Genomic DNA, 19,502 nt, shown 5'->3' on the forward strand with positions numbered 1-19,502 from the left:
TGGGCCTAAAATCAATCGAACTTCTCCGAAAATAATGGTTATTGGAGTTTTCCGGTGCCCTGTGCAACGCAAAATAAATTCACGGAAGATTATTTGGATATATTGCCGGAAAAAATAGCGGGTGGAGATCAAAGTGAGCTACTGCAATTTTTACGAGAACCGGATGAATTATTCTCTTTTGAGTACTGGCTGACAGAAATATGTCCATGCCCGAAAAAAGAGAGTTTTTCCGTTCGACAATATCTGAACCGAATTATTGCTGAGCTAGATGAACTGATCTGTGATCAGGTGAATCGAATACTTCACCATCCTCGATTCCAGCGCCTTGAAGCGAGCTGGCGCGGTCTTGCCCTACTGGTGTTTGATACTCCGCATTCAGAAAATATCAAGATAAAGCTGCTCGATGTTAGCTGGAAAGATCTAAGTAAGGATATCCAGCGTGCACCGGATTTTGACCAGTCAGGTCTTTTTCACTTGGTGTATAACGAAGAGTTTGGTACGCCTGGTGGTGAACCTTTTGGTCTTTTAATGGGGGATTACTATGTTTCTCATAGACCGCTGTCCGAACACCCGTACGATGATATTTTTACATTACAGGGCATAGCACATACGGCAGCTGCTGCATTTGCTCCTTTTGTATGTGCAGCAACTCCGCAGTTATTTGGTGTCGATCATTTCGATGATTTGGCGAAACCTATACGGTTTTCTGAAGTTTTTCGCCAAAAAGAATATATCCGCTGGAATAGTTTACGGGATTTAGAGGATAGTCGCTTTTTGGCAATCACCTTGCCGCAGGTATTAATGCGTGAACCTTACAATCAGGATTTCTCCCAATATCGAGGTCTGAGATTCAAAGAGCAAGTCAGTGGTTCTCACAACCGGCGCTACTTATGGGGTAATGCGTGTTTTGCAATGGGTGCCGTACTTTTACGTGAATTTAGTGAGGTCGGTTGGTTTTCCCATATCCGCGGTGTCGCTCGGGATCATCTAGGTGGCGGACTGGTAACTCAGTTACCGATCATACCCTATAAGCCTGATAGCCGACCAGGTATGGTACGTATGTCTACCTCAATTCTAGTGACAGACTTTGTAGAGCGTGACTTATCGGAACTGGGATTTGCTTGTCTGAGTCACTGTTACGATACCCCTTACAGTGCTTTTAACAGTCTGCCTTCGTTACAAAGGGCCAAGCAATACACATCTAAAGCGGCCACAGCAAACGCCCGTATCAGTTCGATGTTACAGCAGATTCTTTGCGCATCACGTTTTGCGCACTACATCAAAGTGATGATCAGGGATAAGGTTGGAGCCTATATGAATGCTGCCGATTGTGAACGTCAGCTTCAACACTGGCTGGATCGTTACACTACCGGAAGGGATGATTTATCCTGGGAAATGCTAGCTCGTTACCCATTGCGTGAGGCGCGAGTACGAGTATCCGATGAGCCGGGAAAAGTGGGTAGCTACCAAAGTGTAATTCATTTGAAGAGCCATTATACGGTGGATCATCTTGTATCAGAGCTTAAGCTCACTACGGCGTTGGCAACGATTGGAGTAGGCGGGGCATAAACTTATGGCAAAAGAGAAGCGCTTGCTGGCTCCCGTTTTGGACAGGTTATTGGAGTCATCCAGCAAAATGAATCTGAACCAATCACATCAGGTTCTACGTCAATTGCGTGAGGGAGTGCGGCGCGATCTTGAATATTTGTTTAATACGCGTTATCGCTGTATTTCTCCACCAGATACTTTGCTACATCTGGAGGAATCCAATATCAATTATGGTCTACCTGATTTGTCTACCGTTAACCTGTCTTCGCTAGTCAGTAGAAAACAATTTTGCCGGGACATAGAAACGACAATTTTACACTTTGAGCCGAGAATACGCTCTGTAAAGGTGACAACCCAGGACAAGCTAGATGTGGAGGACCCCAGTATACGCTTTCGTGTGGAGGCAGTACTTCATATTAATCCGGCTTCTGAAGTGATTGTATTTGATTCAGCTTTAAATCCGGTGACCCAAATGGTAGATGTATCCGAGATTATGTGATGAGCGAAAAATTAATAGATCTCTATGAACGTGAACTGGCATTTGTTCAACAAACCTCTGCGGAATTCGCCCGAATGCATCCTGCGGCGGCATCTCGCTTGCAGCTGGATGCCGATACGGTAGATGATCCGCTGGTAGGGAGGCTTTTGTCGGGTTTTGCTTATATGAATGCCCGGGTACAGCAAAAGCTCAGTGATGATTTCCCGGAATTGACGGATGCAATGTTGGAAACCCTATATCCACATTATCTACGTCCTATTCCCTCTTGTGCTATTGTGCAATTCGAACCTGACTCAGACTTGGATGCCATCACGCCAGTTGAAGCTAGAACTTTATTGGAAAGTGATAGTTTTCAGGGACAAACCTGTCGATTTACCACCTGCTACCCAGTAGAAATTAACCCCTTTCAGCCGGTCAGTGCCAGCTTGATGCCACGCCCATTCATTGCACCTGGTTGCAATGAAGTACAGGGTGCAAATGCGGTTCTCAAATTGTCTCTCAAGACTTTGAGTGCAGATCTTAGTTTTTCAGAGATGAATCCGGAAAAAATCCGCTTTTTCCTGCGAGGCCAGGCGACCCATGTTTATAGCCTTTACGATCTGCTATTGACGAAATGCGTAAAGTTGGTGATAGCCAATGGAGAAAGCGACCCGAAACCCACCTTTTTATCGCCGGAAGATATCCTGCAAGTGGGCATGAATGAAGATGAAGGTTTACTCCCCTATCCAGATACAGCATTTATTGGTTATAGATTACTTACAGAGTATTTTGCGTTTCCGGAAAAGTTTCTTTTTCTAGATATTGCGAATTTGAAAAAAGCTGTAAATGACACTTTTTCTGATAGCTTAAACATATATTTTTATCTCAGCGAGACCCATGAAGAGCTGGAAAAGCAATTAACACCGAATATGTTTGCTCTTGGCTGTACACCAGCCATCAACTTATTTACACAGAGTGCCGATCCTATTCCTCTGACCCACACACAATATGATTATCATATAGTTGCGGATGCCCGTCGCAACGATGGCTTGGAGATATATTCAATCGATGAAGTTGCAGCTACAGACGGTGATGGCGAAACGACCAGGTACCGTCCATTCTATGGCATTAAACATAGTCAACACCATGCTGAACAATCGGCTTTCTGGTTCAGTCGCCGTCGTGAGGTAATCGAAGGTGAACATCGCAATGAACAGGCTTCCGAAGTTGATATAAGCCTTGTGGATCTCGATTTTAATCCGCATCGAATTAGTGATCAAACGCTAGATATTAAACTGACATGCTGTAACAGAAATCTACCCAAAAAGCTTCCCAGTGGTAATGCCCAGCCTTACCTTGAGGTAGTTGATGGCGATGTGCCAGCCAATCGGATTAGTTGTGTTGTGGCACCAACAGCGACTTTAAGACCACCGAGGAGGGAGAGAGGATACTGGAGGCTGATTTCACACCTAAATTTGAACCACCTCTCTTTGTCTGGAAGCCAGGGTTGCGACGCACTCAAAGAAATTTTTAGGCTGTATGACTTTAGGGATTCGGCCAGTACTCGAAACTTAATAGAATCTTTACTAAGCCTGAATACCAAGGCTATCACAGCACCAATTCAAATAGATCACAGTGTTGTGCTCTGCAGAGGTACTGAAGTAGAAATTGAACTCGATTCAATGATGTTAACAGGAACCAGCCCGTTGTTATTTGCCAGTATTATTGAGCGATTTCTTGGGCTCTATTGCTCAATTAATTCCTTTACCAAATTGATTGCTACCATGAGTGGCAGAGATGGAGAACTTAAAAGATGGCCACCTCGCGCCGGCGAAAAAGCTTTACTGTAATAGAGCGACTGCGCAGAGAGCCCTATCACTTTGGTTTTTATCAGTCTGTTCGAATACTCGAGCGGGCTGTATCCATGGCTGATGGGGAGTTTTGCGAAGAACCTATCGCCAGTGCTGCCCCTCCTGCAAAAGAGATGGTTCGCTTTACTGCCCAGTCCGGTTTATCTTTTGTAGGCTCGGACGTTTTGGCCTTGGAAAAAAAGCCAAGCTCTAGTGCTGAAATACAAGATGGAGAAATTAGCCAGTGGCATATGGAGGTTGGGTTTACTGGTTTGATTGGAAGTCAGGGAGTGATGCCTTATTACCTCACTGAATTAGTACAAAAAGAGCTTAAAGAGAATAATACCGCTTTACGGGATTTCTTAGATATATTCAATCACCGGCATACCTCCCTGCTTTATAAGGCTTGGCATAAATACCAGTTGCCAGTTAACTATGAGCGGCAACGGTTACGCAATGAAAGAAATCCGGACATTTTTACCCAAGCGATTGCTTCTTTAGCGGGGTTGGGTACGAGTGAAATGCGTTATCGAATGCCGATTCCCGATGAGGCCCTTCTGGGGATGGCTGGATATCTTGGGCAGGGACGCTGTTCGGCGGCAGCCCTGACCAGTATGATTCACCACTTTTTCGACTTAAAAGTTTCCGTTGAACAGTTTCAGGGGCAATGGGATGAATTACCAAAAGACATTCTTTGCCGACTCCCCTGTGATGAAGCTCCCAGTGGGGTGAATAATTGCCTCGGCACAAATACAATCCTAGGGACACATTGTTTCCAGGCCCAGAATAAATTTCGTATAGTCATTGAACCAATGGCCTATGAACAATTCATGACCATTGCGCCTGGTTCAAAGAAATTAGAATCCTTAAAGGCTTTTATCAAACTTAGTGCTGGTATAGAAATGGACTTTGAGTTATCTGTTTCTCTTCCTGCACAGCAGGTTTCGCCCGTACAGTTAAATCGAAAATCAAAGCATGAGCCTCTTCTGGGCTGGAATACCCATATGGCCAGTGAACAAGAATCTGCAGGTCTTATCCAGATTACCTTGAGCGCTGAGAATATGTCACCAGATGAAGCACTACCAGCAGCATAAATATTATTTAACAATAGTTTCGAAAAGGACCTTTTCATTGTGATTAATATCGACTTGAAGCGGCTAGTGGACACTATGACTCCACATATGCGTGACTCTCTTGAGGGTGCTGCAGGCCTTTGCCTGGCACAGAATCAATATAATGTTGAGCTTGAGCATTGGCTATTAAAATTATTGGACCAGTCAGATACAGATCTTTATCACTTATTGGAAAAGCACGACTGCAATCCAGCGAATTTTGCCAAACAGCTTGCGACTTCTATCGCTGGATTTCGCTCAGGCAGTAGCCGTCCACCGGCATTGTCACCAACCATTGTGGAGTCATCCAAGAATGCTTGGATGCTTGCATCTATAGATTATGGGCATCGTGCTATTAGCTCGGGGCATTTTCTGGCTGCTCTGTTATTGGAAGAAACCTCCCGTCGGCAGATTTTTGAGTCGTGCCCAGAACTTAAAAATATTGCGCCTGAGTCGATTCGTGAGACTGCTCGAGCCATGTTTGGGCAGAGTGCAGAGTCGAACCATATCGGGGCCGCAGTAGCAACAAGTGAGGGGGCAGCCGCAGTAGCTGCTGCAGCCAGTAAGGCGCCTGCGCTGGACAAGTATACGATTAATCTCACCGAGAGAGCCAAGAAGGGTGAGATAGATCCTGTGCTCGGTCGGGATGAGGAAATTCGTCAATGCATCGATATTCTTACTCGCCGTCGCCAGAACAACCCTATTTTGACTGGAGAAGCGGGTGTCGGTAAAACAGCGGTGGTGGAAGGGTTTGCTCTACGAATTGCTAGCGGTGATGTTCCAGGGCCTCTTCGTGGCGTTGCTGTGCGCACCCTGGATTTGGGGTTATTGCAGGCAGGGGCCAGTGTAAAAGGCGAGTTTGAAAACCGTCTGAAATCAGTAATTCAAGAGGTTAAAGCTTCACCAACGCCCATCATTTTATTTATTGATGAGGCGCACACCATGATTGGCGCTGGCGGCAAGGAAGGGCAGGGTGATGCAGCAAACCTGCTCAAACCCGCTCTAGCCCGAGGCGAATTACGCACCTTGGCAGCGACAACCTGGGCGGAATATAAGAAGTACTTTGAGCGAGACCCTGCGTTGACTCGGCGCTTCCAAGTGGTAAAAGTGGAAGAACCCTCTGAAGAAAATGCTATTGATATGATGCGTGGCATAGCGACCACTCTAGAAGAGCATCATAGGGTGCGAATTCTCGATGAGGCGGTTATCGCTTCGGTTAAATTGTCACATCGTTATATTCCAGGCCGTCAGCTGCCAGATAAGTCTGTTAGCCTGCTCGATACGGCCTGTGCACGGGTTGCACTAAGTCAATCCGCAACTCCTGGTGCAATTGAAGATGCTCGAATCAATATTGATCGGACCAATACCACGCTGGGAAAATTAGAGCGTGAAAATGCAGCGATGGGCGAACACGAAGAGCAGCTGGCTGAATTGCGAGCATTTAAGCAAGTTGAGGAAGAGCGCTTGGACGCTTTGGAGCAGCAGCTCATTAAAGAAAATGAACTGATTGATAAAGTTCAAGAAGTTCGTGCTCAAATCGATACTGAGTTTTTGAGCGCAAAAAGTGAGCAGGGAGAGATTGATTCAGCATTGCTGTCTGATTATCGGCAGCAACTACAAAGCCTTTCAGTGGAACTTGAGGCAATTCAAGGTGATACGCCACTGATGCAGCCCGCAGTAGATGAACAAGCTATCGCTGCCGTCGTCGCTAATTGGACAGGTATACCTGTAGGGAAAATGGTTAGCGATGAAATTGTTGCAGTTAAGACATTAGCACAACGCTTAAACAAGCGTGTTATTGGACAGCCTCACGCAATAGAGGCTGTAGCGCAAGCGATACGGACTTCAAGGGCCGGTCTTACCGACCCCAGAAAGCCTGTCGGTGTTTTTATGTTCTGCGGAACCAGTGGTGTAGGTAAAACTGAGACGGCTTTAGCTTTGGCTGATGAGTTATTCGGTGGGGAACAAAATATCACCACGATTAACATGGCTGAATTTAAGGAGGAACATAAAGTTTCTATGCTACTCGGCTCCCCTCCAGGCTATGTTGGTTATGGTGAGGGAGGGGTTCTCACTGAGGCTGCACGTCGTAAGCCTTACTCTGTAATCCTATTGGATGAAATGGAAAAGGCGCATCCGGGTGTACAAGATATCTTTTATAACCTGTTTGATAAGGGCACCATTAAAGATGGTGAAGGGCGCGATATCGACTTTAAGAATACCGTGATCATTATGACTTCCAATGCGGGTGAGGATGCCATCAGGGCTATTTTCAACCAAGTGGAAGAAAAACCTGAACCCGAAGTATTATTGGATAATATTCGTCCACACCTGTTGCAGAAATTCAAACCGGCATTCCTTGGTAGGGCTAATGTTATGGCCTACTACCCACTGGATGATGAAAACCTGGTAGAAATATGCAAAATTAATATGCGCAAAATTGAGAAGCGTGTGCGTGAACATTATGGTGCCTCTTTCTTATACGATGATGATGTTCTTATCAATATAGTGGCTCGCTGTCACGAGGCGGATACTGGGGCCCGCAATATTGAGGTTATTTTGAATAAAACGTTATTGCCCGAACTAGCCAGTGAGTGCCTGGATAAGATGGCGAAAGGGGAAGAGGTTAAAGTGATTAGAGTTTCTTCGACAGAAGAGGGTGACTTCGCTTACAGCGTAGAATAATGTAATAAGGCAGTCCAGCAGTAAAACCAACTGTGGTTGTATTGCTGGGCTGCTAATAAATGTTGTTTAAATTTAAATTAATCCGCTAAACTAGTTCTCTCCCTTTCGTAATTTGATTGAGCAGAGAACACAGTAATTTTAACCGCCAATCAATACCGTAGGGCACCCGATTATAATTTTCCCTCCATGACCAGTCGTATCCCCCATACGGGCAGCAGGTTTTTTTTGCAGCATTACGGTAGTGCTGCCCATAGCTACAGTATCTGGAGGCCCCACACAAGTGCAGGTACTGCCGACAGTGGCAGAAGGCATACCGCCGATAATGACGGTTGGTGCTCCGGGGCTTAGAATTGGTCCGCCAACATGAGGCACCGTGCCTGTCACCATTGGACAGACATGCATATCGGTAATACGTGAAGCTGGCTTGCCCATTATTTACTCCTCCATTCTCCCGTTGCCCCCACGAGCCAAATCCATCCCCTGCTTCATATAGCGATCAAACTGCTTGCTGGGATCAACAGGATCGGATAACACCGCAGCTAAAGTGACACTGCCGGCAACCGCATGTGCATACAAGTGCTCGGGAGGTTCGACGACAGGTTCACCTTCTGCGGCAAGACTTCCGTGGCACCAACTCGCTGCCGTTGCGGCCCAGCTCGCAGGCGTTTTGTGCTTGGTTTTATCGCCCAGTATTTTACATTTTAGGCGTGTTTCCTCATTAGGCTTTTTAGCCCAACTTTCGGCCGCTATTAGCGCGCTAACATTATCTTCATCTGTTTCTGGGCTTTGTATATCTCGAGCTGCTAGACAGGCCCACCATACGGCTTCCCGTTTGGGTAGGCCGTGGGCAAGTAGTTTAATCGCATCAGGGTAGAGGCCTGCTTCAACCAATTGATTGATGCTAACCTCCGGTGCTGTGTCTAGTACTAAGTGCTCTTCAGCTTCTTCGCTGACTTCAAAATTCTTAAGAAGATCAGCAGCAGTTAGTGCTTGAACTTTAATCAGATCGGTCATCTATTTCTGAGCCCCATCAATTGATCATGGTAACGCCACCTTTTAGGGTGAGCATACCGCCGCCTTTAACTTCAGCAGTTGCATCCCCTTTACAGGAAAGCATTGTTCCTTTGATGGTTATTCCTGCTGGAGTTAGCTTGATACTGCTGCCTCCAACCTTCAATTCGATAGAGGCTTTCGAGGAAATCTTAATAGCGCCCATGGCGTCGGTTGTCTGGGTGCCTTTACTAATTTTTAGTGTGTGATTTCCCGATCCAATGGTGACAACTTGATTGCCTTTATTGACATTGAGCTTTTGATCACCCTTGGCAATAGTGACAACCTCACTACCATCAGTAACCGTAATACTCCGATCCTGTTTGATCTCTAGGGTTTGTTTATTTTCAATCTTACCGGACTGGTCATTATGGATAACAAAGTTGTGATCTTTACCAGCCTCCATATAAATTTCTTCGTTTCCACCTTTGTCATCGAACCTGAGTTCGTTGAACGTGCTGCCTTCGAATTCAGTCTTCCAGCCACTTTGTGTAGCCGTGTAATTGGGGCCGGGATTATCTCCATTATAAACGGCTCCGGTAATCAATGGCCGATCGGGATCTCCATTGATGTAAGTAACGACCACTTCCTGATTGACCCTGGGGACGAAATTGGCTCCCCAATTTTTACCGGCAAATGATTGCATAACCCGCACCCAGCAGCTATTTTGCTGAGAATTCCATGGAAATTTTACTTTGAGCTGAGTGTAAGGGTCCTGAGAGCTATCTGAGGCCGTTGCCTTTACCTCTATAACTCGCGCTACTTGAGGAGAGTGAATCTTTTTTGCACACACGTTGGGTTGTGGACGTGGCATGACAGCCGAAGGTATACAGCTAAATGTATTGTGAAAATGCGTTTCAACACCATTGCCATCCGCAGCAGAAAGATGCACAGAGCTAATAAGATATTTGCCCTTCTCTGAGGACAGGGTGTGATCAAAATTAAAACGTCCACCAGCGGTAAAGGATGGGCAGTCACTGCGACCATGGCTCACATCAAAAAGCGCTTCTTGTGCTTCCATGGCACGTTCCGCTAGAGCCTTATGGTAACTGTCGGTAAATTTATGCTTGTGTTCACCATCAGCTTGGAAATGGTTTAGGCCATAGAGACCACGCATATAGTTAGTAACATCGTTAAGCTGGCTCGTAGTTTTTACTTGCTGCTTATTATCTTTGCTCGCGGTGTACTCGCTATAGTCTTTTAGCTCAAAGCCCCCACCGTGGTAATTAAAGTTGCGCCTCCAACTACTGATCGTATTCTTGGTGGGGTGGCTGCCTCCACCATCGTACTCAATATTTGTACTATCACAATCGTAAAAGTCTTGTGGGTCGTCACAGAGGACAAGCTCATGTTGACCAGCAGAGTGCTTAAAATAGTAGGCGATACCTTCTTCTGACATGAGACGATTAATAAATTCAAAATCGTTTTCATCGAACTGAACGCAGTACTCGCGAGTAATATATTCAGCATTAAGCTTTAAGGTAAGCTTAATAACCCGGCTATATTCACCTAGTACTTCTTCTAGAATTTGCTTGGCAGATTTGTTTTCAAAGACCCTATTGCTGCCGCCCAGGCTGGTGAACCATAAACCTGGTTGTAAAATCGCACTATAGCTTCGCACGCCCTCTGCATTGACGTCATGCAGGGAAAATTGCGTTACGTAACCATTAATGTGACGTGGTACCTCTGAGTGATGAATTGATAAAGTAACCGGCTTACCTACAATATCCTTTTGTTCGATAGCGTGATCATCTGAGAGAAGTTGAACTTCATAGCGAAAAAGCTTCGATATATGCTCTTCGCCTTGCAAGGTCGTAGCAATTAGCGCATCTGTGCCAACCGGGCTATCGACCGTAATCATTCGTTTATCTTGATTTAGTGTAGCCATGGGCAGCCCCAACTATCCCTACGGTGCCTGAAAGAAATGAGAAACTAGCAGATTTACAGATCTTTAGCTGAGAACTCATAAAGCACTTAGCTAAAGACCTGGGGCGGTAGCTCACAGATACTCTGCAAGCCACCTTTAACCCGAAGGAGGTTAGGCCTATTACAGCGGAGTGGCTGTAGTGAGGTCGTATCCAACACGCATGTTTTTCGGGTTCTTGTTGCTCTTGTCCGCGTGGTTGAGGTCGGCCTCAATTTTGGCAAAGCTCAGGGAAATAGATTCCTGCGGAGCGCCACCAGCGGAAGCGCCAATGCTGTAAGAAGAGATCAGCACGTTTTCCAGATTGTATACTGCGTACTTCTCTACAGAGTTAGCACCGGTTTGTACAACGTGGATCTCAACAGGTACGCCTTCGTCACCAGTGACGGAAGCCTTGAACAGACCGCCGGATGCCGCGTCAATACGCTTGGTGAAAGTAACTTCGCTCAGGCTTGGACGGGTAGCTTCACGGTTGGAGGTGGCACCGGCTTCCATGGTGATGCCACGACCAACACCAAAGTTGAAGCTGTCTACTTCGATCCAGTCTTCATAGCCCTTGGCAGTAACGTTGCCTTTAGTGGATAGTTTGTTGAAGTTCATGTAAATAGCCATGGGAAATCCCTCTTTGTTGGCTTGAGATGTTGGTGGTTAATTCCTTACTCCCGCTTTAGTGCGGTAGCTCAGACGGTGTCGCAGTGACAACTGAGGTGATTTAAACAGAGAGAAATGCAAAAAAAAACTGAATTTTCACCTTATTAAATCGACTCTGGCACCAATTAATCGAAGGTAAAGTCTGTTTGTTGCAAGTATGCCGTCTACAAATATTCGACTCTGGCACTAATTAATTTTCGATAGACATTACGATTTATTACACTTCAAGAACACCATTATTTCATCTGAAAACCTAGAATGACTAACGATTCCACTTTAATCAAAACTATTTGATTATGCATCTGGTGCCAGGGAATCTCTTCTGTAAGTTCGTGTAATTGCCTGTGTTAAGTGTAAGTTCCCCTATTGGTCCTGTAATTGCCGTGTTGTTTGTTCCATAGGTCCTGTACTCAAATTTGTTCGTCTATTGCTTCATTGTTGGCTATTGGGCTGTTCGATATACTTTGCCCCTTATTTAACTTACCAGCCTGTCTGTAGCATTAATTTGTTATGGTCTTTACAAGTGTCGTATAGCTTTGCCATGGAGGCGGAATTGAACGATAAGACACGTATTGTTCGGCCGAGCGGCAATCCGCCCGGCCCAGATCAATCTAAGCAAGGACTGACAGATGATGGTGATGTAACTGTCGTCGTCCACCAAGATTCGACCGGAAAAAACGACCACCCGCGTGTTCGTGGAGCTCAAGCGATTCTGCCATCTGCTGCAGCTGGCTTTGATGCCGACGCTACGGTGTTTAATCCGGCACCCCGCAAGAAGGCCAGACAAAATAAGATCCGCGGTCAGCTTTCTGGCGGAATCCCTGCAAATCCCTTGGATACCCCGGATTCCTTTGAACCGCTACCTTCTGGTGCTGTGACCAAAACCGTGATCAAGGGCCGATTTGAGCTGGATAAGCTTCTCGGGGTTGGCGGGATGGGAGCGGTCTACAAAGCCCTTGACCGCCGCAAACTGGAGGCCAATGACAGCGAGCCCTACGTGGCAATTAAGCTGTTGAATGACGATTTCCAGAAACATCCGGATGCCTTTATCTCCCTGCAACGGGAAGCGCGAAAATCTCAAACACTCGCCCATCCCAATATTGTAACGGTCTACGATTTCGACCGCGATGGCGATAGGGTCTTCATGACCATGGAGTTCCTTGAAGGTGCTCCGCTTGACAAGCTTTTGCGCGAACACGCCGATGTGGGTCTTGAACCCGAAAGAGCTCGATCAGTTTTTTCGGATATTTGCCAGGCCCTGATTTACGCGCACTCTCATAAAATCGTCCACTCAGACTTCAAGCCCGGCAATATTTTTGTAACCAGTAAAAAGGGGACAAAGGTCTTCGACTTTGGTATTGCCCGAGCAGTGTCAGAGGGTGGGATTGCGAATAAAACAGGTGAGACAACCCTCTTTGATGCTGGCAGCTTGGGGGCCCTGACTCCAGCTTATGCCAGCTATGAAATGCTTAAGGGGGGCGAGCCAGCGCCTTCAGACGATGTCTACGCACTGGGTTGTGTGGCCTATGAGCTGTTTTGTGGCCGCCATCCTTATGACAAGGTTCCGGCCGATAAGGCTCTAGAGAAAAAATTAAAACCCAAACGCATCAAGGCCTTAAACCGTCGCGAGTGGAGAGCGCTTGAAGCTGCCCTGGAGCTCAAACGAGAAGAGCGTACCGATACCGTCGAAAAATTCGTCCAGGCATTTTTTGTCAGCAATACCTGGAAGTGGGTTTTGGGTGGTGCTTTCGCGATGATGTTGGTAGCTGGAGGCGTGGGCTATGGCCACCTAGAACAGCAGAACACCGCGGAGCAGGAGAGGGTAAAAGTAGAGTTGGAGCAAAAACTGCAGCATGAGCTGCTACAGCGGAGAATTAGCGATAAGAAGGAAGCAATTAGCCGTTTATTAGCCCTAAGTATCCTCACGCCGGCCTGGGAGAAAGACCTCCGACTTGAGTTAAAGGAGTACTCGGAACTTAATCCCAGCGATGAGACGTTTCTCGATACCTCCCGCCGTGAGATTTCTGAACTCTTTTTAGCGGCCGCTACAGGCCAGTTAAATTTGGGTAACTTGGATCAAGCTGACTCAATGCTCGAAAGTGCTGCCAGCTGGTATGGCGTATCCAATCAAGCGGCTGCGATTAAATCCCAGTTAGATACTGATCGGGAAAACTTACGCGCTCGCCTGGAAGCCGAACGCCTGGAAGCTGAGCGCGAAGCAGAGCGTATTCGTTTGGCAGAAGAGAGAGCAGAGCGCCGCCGTCTGGCCTCCATTAAGAATAAGCAAGTTGATACCGTGTTGGCCAATATGGAAGCCGCCCTTACCTGTGGCTTTGATATGAATATCGCCACAGTGGGGGCCCAGCTTTCACAGCTGGCAAAGCTGGATAGCGTTAAAGCCAGGAAGATTCGTCCGGTTGTAGGTGAGGAGCTGAATACATGTGCCACCAAGCTGGGAGCAGAAGACCCGGTAAGGACTGAAGCGTTGGTCGATGAATTCAGGGCACTTCTCCCCGGTTACCAGCCTCTCAAAGAGTTCAAACTCGATTTTTGTGGCCACCTAGCGCCAGGTAGTGGCGGAAGGGGGGATCGATACAGCTGCCGGGATCGTCTTGTCGATGGTACCAAGGGGCCGGCTCTCGTGGTTATCAGAGGGGTGAGTGGCAGGCCTCTGGCAGTGGGTAAGTATGAAGTGAGCAAGCGCGATTTCGAATATTTTTGTAGTGCCACCAAACAATGTGGACATCTTGATATTGCTGCTGGAGAGTTACCTGCTAACGGTTTAACACTCAAAGATGCAGAAGAATACCTCAGCTGGTTATCTGATGAGACTGGTTACACTTATCGCCTTCCTTCAGAACAGGAGTGGTTTGCTGCTGCCAGTGCGAATGGCCAGGAAGAGGTGGCCGATAGAAATTGCCATTTAAAGTATGGTGGTATCGAGAAAGGTGCCGAGCTAGTGCCTGCACATGATGGTTCCGTAAACCGGTTTGGGTTGGTCAATGCTGTGGGTAATGTCCAGGAGTGGGCGCTAGGGACTGAAGGAGAGCTGCTCGCACTCGGTGGTAACCGCCAGGATCCCATGAGCCGTTGTCTCGCAACCACCAAACGACTTCATAATGGGCTCGCAGATCCATTGACAGGTTTTCGCATTGTAAGAGATGTGAACTAATAATTGATAAGCCGGCTCTTGCCAATAATAAGATTTGGGCTGGCACAATAAATAAAATTTATGTGGGGGAGTTATGCTTGGGCTTAGAAAAAGTAAGTTAGCGCTGTTTGTGGGCGCAGGCTTCCTGCTTACAAACTTTCCGGTTTATGCCCAGGAGGAGGATGGATCTAGTTTTCGTAGCCGTGTTAGGCAGGCATTCGATCAGGATACGCCGACGGTCAATGAGGCAGACGTTACTAAAGACTTTTTACAGCGTACCTACGAAGCGGAAGACCCCAATCTTAATACTGAAATTCCCGAGATTTCCCAGCGCAATCAAGGACCGCGGATTACGGTAAAACAATTTAAATTCCATAGACTAGAAGAGTATCCGGAATTTGGTATTGAGCGCCAGGTTATCGAAGGGATGGCCGAAGAGCTCCGTATAAAGTTTATGCAAGAGGATAAAATTGTTGCCAGTGGTTATACCGTAGATAACCTTGAAGAACTTGCGGTATTGCTGGGTAATATGAAAGCTCAGTTTAATCCCGGTGGTCTCGGCCCTGCAGAGCTAAAGAAGCTCGTCAGCGTCATTGAGAAGCAAAATAAAGAGCGTGGCTTAAGCTACGCCGATTTAGAAGAAATCGCGGCAGAACTGACAAACTTTTATCGCCGCCAAGGCCTTTTTCTGGCTCAAGTGCAAATACCGGCTCAAGATGTGGAAGGTGGTGTGGTAACTCTTACTGTCCAAGAAGGGTTGTTAGGGCAAGTTGTAGCCGAAGATAATAATAAATATGCCTTAGATCAGCTTGCAAAACCCTTTGAGGATCAACAGGGAAAGCTGGTTAATCACGATAACATTGAGGAAGGGCTTTATCTTCTAAATGACCTTCCCGGTTTGAATGTTACCGGATATTTTAGTGCTGGTGAAAACCCCGGCGAAACCAAACTGAACTTGAAGGTACGTGACGCCAGCACTTGGAAAACGTCCTTCCGGGCTGATAACCACGGATCTGCCTATACCGGTGATCAGAGATTCTATACGACGGTAGACTGGCTAAACCCATTGGGAGTCGGTGATGCCCTGACTATTGGTTACTTGAAATCAACCAACGTTACAGATTTTGATTCTGATTTTGGTTCTGATCTTGGTCAGTTAAGATATAGCCTTCCGCTATTTGGTCCGCGCACTAGGCTCCAGTTTTCTGCCGATTACAACGACTTTATTTTGCGTGATGTAGAGGATCCAGATAATCCTCTTAATGTACTCGATATTCACGGGGACAATACCAGCTACGCAATGACAATTGATCATAAATTCCGTCGCTCCAGGGATTTCAATTTCACGGGCTCATTTGGTCTTACCGAGAAGAAATCAAATTTACGAGCAATTACCAAGTTTGATGAGCCTGGTGATCATGTCTATGGTGGAGAGTTCGGTTTTTATATGGACCACTTATCCAGTGGTTCTATTTCCATGCTCAATATATTAAGTACCAGTGTGCAATACGGCGAGCATCAGAGAGATTTGGAGGAAGTGTTGCAGGCGGCACGTGGAGATCACTTTACCAAGGTTTCCTTAAATAGCAGTTCACTGCTATTTCTACCGATGCCCTTCACTAATGACCAATCCCGATTAATTTTTAAAAGCCGTGCACAACACAGCGATAACCCCTTGCCAGCTTTTGAGCAAATGTCATTGGGTGGCGCCAACGGTGTGCGAGCATTCGATGTTCGGGATTTCTCCGCTGATAGCGCAGGACTTTTATCTGCCGAATGGTATCCAAGTTTTCCCGAAGTGGTGAATCCAATCCTATTTGGCCGGCGCTTGAACGATATGGTGCAAGTCGCCCTCTTTGCCGATGTGGGCTACGGCATTGTAAATAACTACAAAGATGGAAAAGAAGATGACTGGGCGAGGCTCGCCGGTGGTGGCCTTCTATTAAAGTTCAGTTGGAATGAATCTTTCTCCAGCAAAGTCTCCGTGGGTTGGCCTATTGAGAAAGCTTCCTCGATTGAGGGCACTGGGGAAAATATAGATCAGCCCATGGTCTACGCCGATTTTTCCATATTTTATAATTAATTATTCAGAATTCATCGATAGCTGAAGCTGACCTGACCGCTCTATGCAAGGTACCGGTATGAAAGCCAAAAAAAATACTCTTGAACTGAAAAAACTGACTTCTGCAATCAAGGTATCCCGCTTAGCGTATGCTGGCATGTTTGCCGGGCTCTTAAGCCCCCTGGCACATGCGGGCCCGGAAGGCGGTGTGGTAACCGGTGGTAGTGGCACAATCGATATAAATGGTACCACCACCACAATCGATCAAAATACCGATCTGCTCTCTATCGACTGGGATTCGTTTAACTTAAGTGCTGAAGAGCTGGTTAAGTTCCTTCAACCAAATACTTCCTCGGTCGTACTAAACCGAATATTGGATCAGAGCGCCAGTACGATTCATGGATCTATTGAGGCCAATGGCCACGTAATTCTTGTTAATCCACGCGGAGTACTCTTTACCGAAAGTGCCACTATCAATGTCGGTGCCATTACCGCTTCCGGACTCGATATGAGCCCGGAGGACTTTATGAATGGCGATTTTACCTTTAAGGGGGAAGAGGGCTCTGCAGGCTTTGTGGTCAATAGGGGTGTTATTAATGCGGCCAGCGCCGTATTAGTCGGCAAACAGGTCACTAACGCCTCATCGGGCCTGATCAGTGCCGAATTGGTCAGCTTGGCCGCTGCCGATGAAGCGATTCTCACCTTTGATGCGGATGGCATGATCGGCTTACAAGTCACCAAAGAGGTGATGGAAAACGACCTGGGCGTTGATAGCGCCGTTTTAAATGAGGGCAATATCGATGGTGCCCAGGTTCTCCTGGAGGCCAGTGTTTCCGGTGATTTATTTACTGCGGCAGTAAATAACGAAGGCACGATCAAAGCCCAGGGAATCGATACCAGTGGAGGGAAAATCCGTTTATTTGGTTCCGGTTCCAGTGTCATCAATAGTGGCGAATTGCAAGCCGCAGGCACCACCGGTGGACAGGTGGTACTCGAAGGGGATAGCGCAGAACATAGCGGTAAAATTGATGTTCGTGGTACCGCTGGACGAGGTGGCCAGGCTATGGTCCTCGGCGAAGAAGTTCTGGTTAGTGGTGCTATTGATGCGCGCGGTACGGTCGCCGGTGGTGAGATCCTAATCGGTGGGGATTATCAAGGAAAGAATTCCAAGATTCGCAATGCCAAAAAAACCACGCTTACTGAAGATGCCCATATTGATGTCAGTGGTATAGGAGAAGGCGATGGCGGTGAGGTTATTGTTTGGGCAGATCACACCACCGAGTTTGCTGGTACTATTTTAGCTGAATCTGGTGAGCAAGGTGGTGATGGTGGCTTTGTAGAGACTTCAGGTAAGGTTTATTTGAATCTTGGCGAAGATAGTATGTATGTCTCTACTTTGAGCTATGGCCAGGGGGTTACAGGGGAGTGGTTATTAGATCCTAATTGGCTTGATATTGTTGATAATGATAGTTGTACTACTAACTGCATGCATGTTGGCACTCTGGTAACTGCATTAAGTTCTACAAACATTACTCTTCAAACTGGCGGAATTGATGGTTCCAATGGAACGGGAAGTATCTCAGGAGATATTTCTGATTGGGATAGTAGTTTTTCTGGTAACTCTAATGATTTTTCTAAAGGCATACGAATAAAAGCAGATTTAGAATGGAGTAGCGCTACCACGCTTACATTGGACTCGCATAAGGGAGTAATGATACACAAAGATGCAAGTGTAAATGCCAATGGTTTAGGTAGTCTCGTTATTGAGGCAAAAGGAGATGTGACCAATAAAGGAATTATTACTGGCCTAGCTAAATTTTCGGTTAAAACAGATGGTAATTTCACCAATTATGCGGATTCAAATAATAGTTTCTCTGGCTCGATTAGAGCTGATTCAGTAAAGGTTGATGCTGGTGGTAATATTGAAAACCAAACCTCTGGTTCACAAACGGCCTCTATAATCTCAAAGAAAATAGACTTATCAGCCGGCGGGTCATTTGTTAATGATGGGAATATAAAACTTGAATATGATGATGGATCTACTGGGGTAATAAGTTTCGATAGCTTTAGTTTGAAAGTTGGTCAGGCGGGTAGTGGTTCTGATAACACATTAGGTGATATACAGTATGCAGGCACCGCTCCATTAGATGAGGTCACTTTTACAATTTCTGGTTCTGCTGGCACAGATAAATTTACTTTGCCTGCAACAAATTACGATATTGCACTTAAGGGCAGTGAATCTTTCTCATTAGGAACTAATGGCCTAGGAGATAAACTCAGTTTTACATTTAATGAGGTTGAGGTTGTCGATGTTGGTAGTAACAGTAGCCTTACTGGCCAAACTGCTATAGCAGATAGTTTTACGGTAGAAGCAAATTCGAATGTTGTAGTTGATGGCATCACTTTTACTGGCATTGATCGTATTACCGATGAAGGCTCTGCTACTGACCCAGAAGATTCTTTAACGAGCGAAAATAATACTGATAGTTGGACCCTTACAGCTATCGATAATCAAGTTATTCACAACGGCATTACCATTACCGGTATTGAAAACCTCAGCGGTGGTAAATCGACGCTCAATGGCTACGTGAATAACGGTGGCGATGATGCTGCGGATGCCTATAAGCTGGATAGCAGCGGCAATATCACTGTCGACCGTATGATCTTTGCCGGGCTCGACCGAGTTATCGCCGCCGGCAATACCGACCGGGTGGAAGCGACCGAGGTGGCTAGCAGCCGAGCTGATCTGCTGGGCGACAAGTCCTTTGAGCTGCATGACGAAAGCAGCGGCTTTACCTTTATCACCTTCACCGGCATCGAACAGGTAGTGGGCACTGGAACCATCACCGGCACCAGCGGCAGCGACAGTTTTACCGTAGCGGATGAGAGTGGCACCACCAAGGTTCGGAGCCAAAACATCGACTTTTACGGCGTCAGCAAGGTCGATGGTGGCGATGACAGCGACACCTTGGTCGGCCTGACCGATACTAA

General features: G+C 46.6%; 12 protein-coding genes. 8 read left to right on the forward strand and 4 right to left on the reverse strand.

What is annotated here, in order from left to right; all coding sequences use genetic code 11:
• The first annotated feature begins 54 nt into the window (after positions 1-54).
• The 5 genes from tssC to tssH all read left to right on the forward strand — a co-directional run bounded on the left by tssC (position 55) and on the right by tssH (position 7,673).
• On the forward strand, positions 55-1,569 hold the full coding sequence (tssC, locus tag Q1A69_RS02780) for a type VI secretion system contractile sheath large subunit (protein WP_299580774.1): 1,515 nt from the start codon (positions 55-57) through the stop codon (positions 1,567-1,569).
• A gap of 4 nt (positions 1,570-1,573) precedes the next feature.
• On the forward strand, positions 1,574-2,047 hold the full coding sequence (gene tssE, locus Q1A69_RS02785) for a type VI secretion system baseplate subunit TssE (protein ID WP_299580777.1): 474 nt from the start codon (positions 1,574-1,576) through the stop codon (positions 2,045-2,047).
• Positions 2,047-3,876 (forward strand): type VI secretion system baseplate subunit TssF, encoded by a 1,830-nt coding sequence (tssF, locus tag Q1A69_RS02790; protein WP_299580780.1) that lies wholly within the window; start codon positions 2,047-2,049, stop codon positions 3,874-3,876. Before tssE ends, tssF begins: the two co-directional genes overlap by 1 nt.
• A complete protein-coding gene (gene tssG / locus Q1A69_RS02795) occupies positions 3,840-4,970 on the forward strand; it encodes a type VI secretion system baseplate subunit TssG (RefSeq protein WP_299580783.1) in 1,131 nt (376 codons plus the stop codon). Before tssF ends, tssG begins: the two co-directional genes overlap by 37 nt.
• Before the next feature lie 87 nt (positions 4,971-5,057).
• On the forward strand, positions 5,058-7,673 hold the full coding sequence (gene tssH, locus Q1A69_RS02800; RefSeq protein ID WP_299580822.1) for a type VI secretion system ATPase TssH: 2,616 nt from the start codon (positions 5,058-5,060) through the stop codon (positions 7,671-7,673).
• 138 nt (positions 7,674-7,811) lie between these two features.
• On the opposite strand, the gene Q1A69_RS02805 is transcribed toward tssH, so the two are convergent.
• From Q1A69_RS02805 to Q1A69_RS02820, 4 genes are all read right to left on the reverse strand, one after another.
• Positions 7,812-8,105, reverse strand: coding sequence for a PAAR domain-containing protein (locus Q1A69_RS02805; protein ID WP_299580786.1), 294 nt, complete (start codon positions 8,103-8,105; stop codon positions 7,812-7,814).
• A gap of 3 nt (positions 8,106-8,108) precedes the next feature.
• Positions 8,109-8,687: a hypothetical protein gene (locus Q1A69_RS02810; RefSeq protein ID WP_299580789.1), complete on the reverse strand. Its 579-nt coding sequence runs from the start codon at positions 8,685-8,687 to the stop codon at positions 8,109-8,111.
• 16 nt (positions 8,688-8,703) lie between these two features.
• Positions 8,704-10,611, reverse strand: a complete 1,908-nt coding sequence (gene tssI, locus Q1A69_RS02815) for a type VI secretion system tip protein TssI/VgrG (RefSeq protein ID WP_299580791.1) — start codon at positions 10,609-10,611, stop codon at positions 8,704-8,706.
• A gap of 159 nt (positions 10,612-10,770) precedes the next feature.
• Positions 10,771-11,259, reverse strand: a complete 489-nt coding sequence (locus Q1A69_RS02820; protein WP_299580794.1) for a type VI secretion system tube protein Hcp — start codon at positions 11,257-11,259, stop codon at positions 10,771-10,773.
• A gap of 562 nt (positions 11,260-11,821) precedes the next feature.
• Between Q1A69_RS02820 and Q1A69_RS02825 the strand changes: the two genes are divergently transcribed.
• From Q1A69_RS02825 to Q1A69_RS02835, 3 genes are all read left to right on the forward strand, one after another.
• Positions 11,822-14,470, forward strand: a complete 2,649-nt coding sequence (locus Q1A69_RS02825) for a bifunctional serine/threonine-protein kinase/formylglycine-generating enzyme family protein (protein ID WP_299580798.1) — start codon at positions 11,822-11,824, stop codon at positions 14,468-14,470.
• A 73-nt stretch (positions 14,471-14,543) separates the two neighbouring features.
• Complete coding sequence (locus Q1A69_RS02830; protein ID WP_299580801.1) at positions 14,544-16,532, forward strand: ShlB/FhaC/HecB family hemolysin secretion/activation protein; 1,989 nt, start codon at positions 14,544-14,546, stop codon at positions 16,530-16,532.
• A gap of 58 nt (positions 16,533-16,590) precedes the next feature.
• Positions 16,591-19,502: filamentous hemagglutinin N-terminal domain-containing protein (locus Q1A69_RS02835; protein WP_299580804.1), on the forward strand; the 2,912-nt coding region annotated here is incomplete at its 3' end.

Source organism: uncultured Microbulbifer sp., from assembly GCF_947498635.1.
GTDB lineage: Bacteria > Pseudomonadota > Gammaproteobacteria > Pseudomonadales > Cellvibrionaceae > Microbulbifer > Microbulbifer echini.

Coding starts and splice junctions, on each gene's coding strand:
- Q1A69_RS02830 (WP_299580801.1), top strand. CDS start 14,544: ATGCTTGGGCTTAGAAAAAGTAAGTTAGCGCTGTTTGTGGGCGCAGGC.
- Q1A69_RS02805 (WP_299580786.1), bottom strand. CDS start 8,105: ATGGGCAAGCCAGCTTCACGTATTACCGATATGCATGTCTGTCCAATG.
- tssG (WP_299580783.1), top strand. CDS start 3,840: ATGGCCACCTCGCGCCGGCGAAAAAGCTTTACTGTAATAGAGCGACTG.
- tssI (WP_299580791.1), bottom strand. CDS start 10,611: ATGGCTACACTAAATCAAGATAAACGAATGATTACGGTCGATAGCCCG.
- Q1A69_RS02810 (WP_299580789.1), bottom strand. CDS start 8,687: ATGACCGATCTGATTAAAGTTCAAGCACTAACTGCTGCTGATCTTCTT.
- tssE (WP_299580777.1), top strand. CDS start 1,574: ATGGCAAAAGAGAAGCGCTTGCTGGCTCCCGTTTTGGACAGGTTATTG.
- tssH (WP_299580822.1), top strand. CDS start 5,058: ATGCGTGACTCTCTTGAGGGTGCTGCAGGCCTTTGCCTGGCACAGAAT.
- Q1A69_RS02820 (WP_299580794.1), bottom strand. CDS start 11,259: ATGGCTATTTACATGAACTTCAACAAACTATCCACTAAAGGCAACGTT.
- tssF (WP_299580780.1), top strand. CDS start 2,047: ATGAGCGAAAAATTAATAGATCTCTATGAACGTGAACTGGCATTTGTT.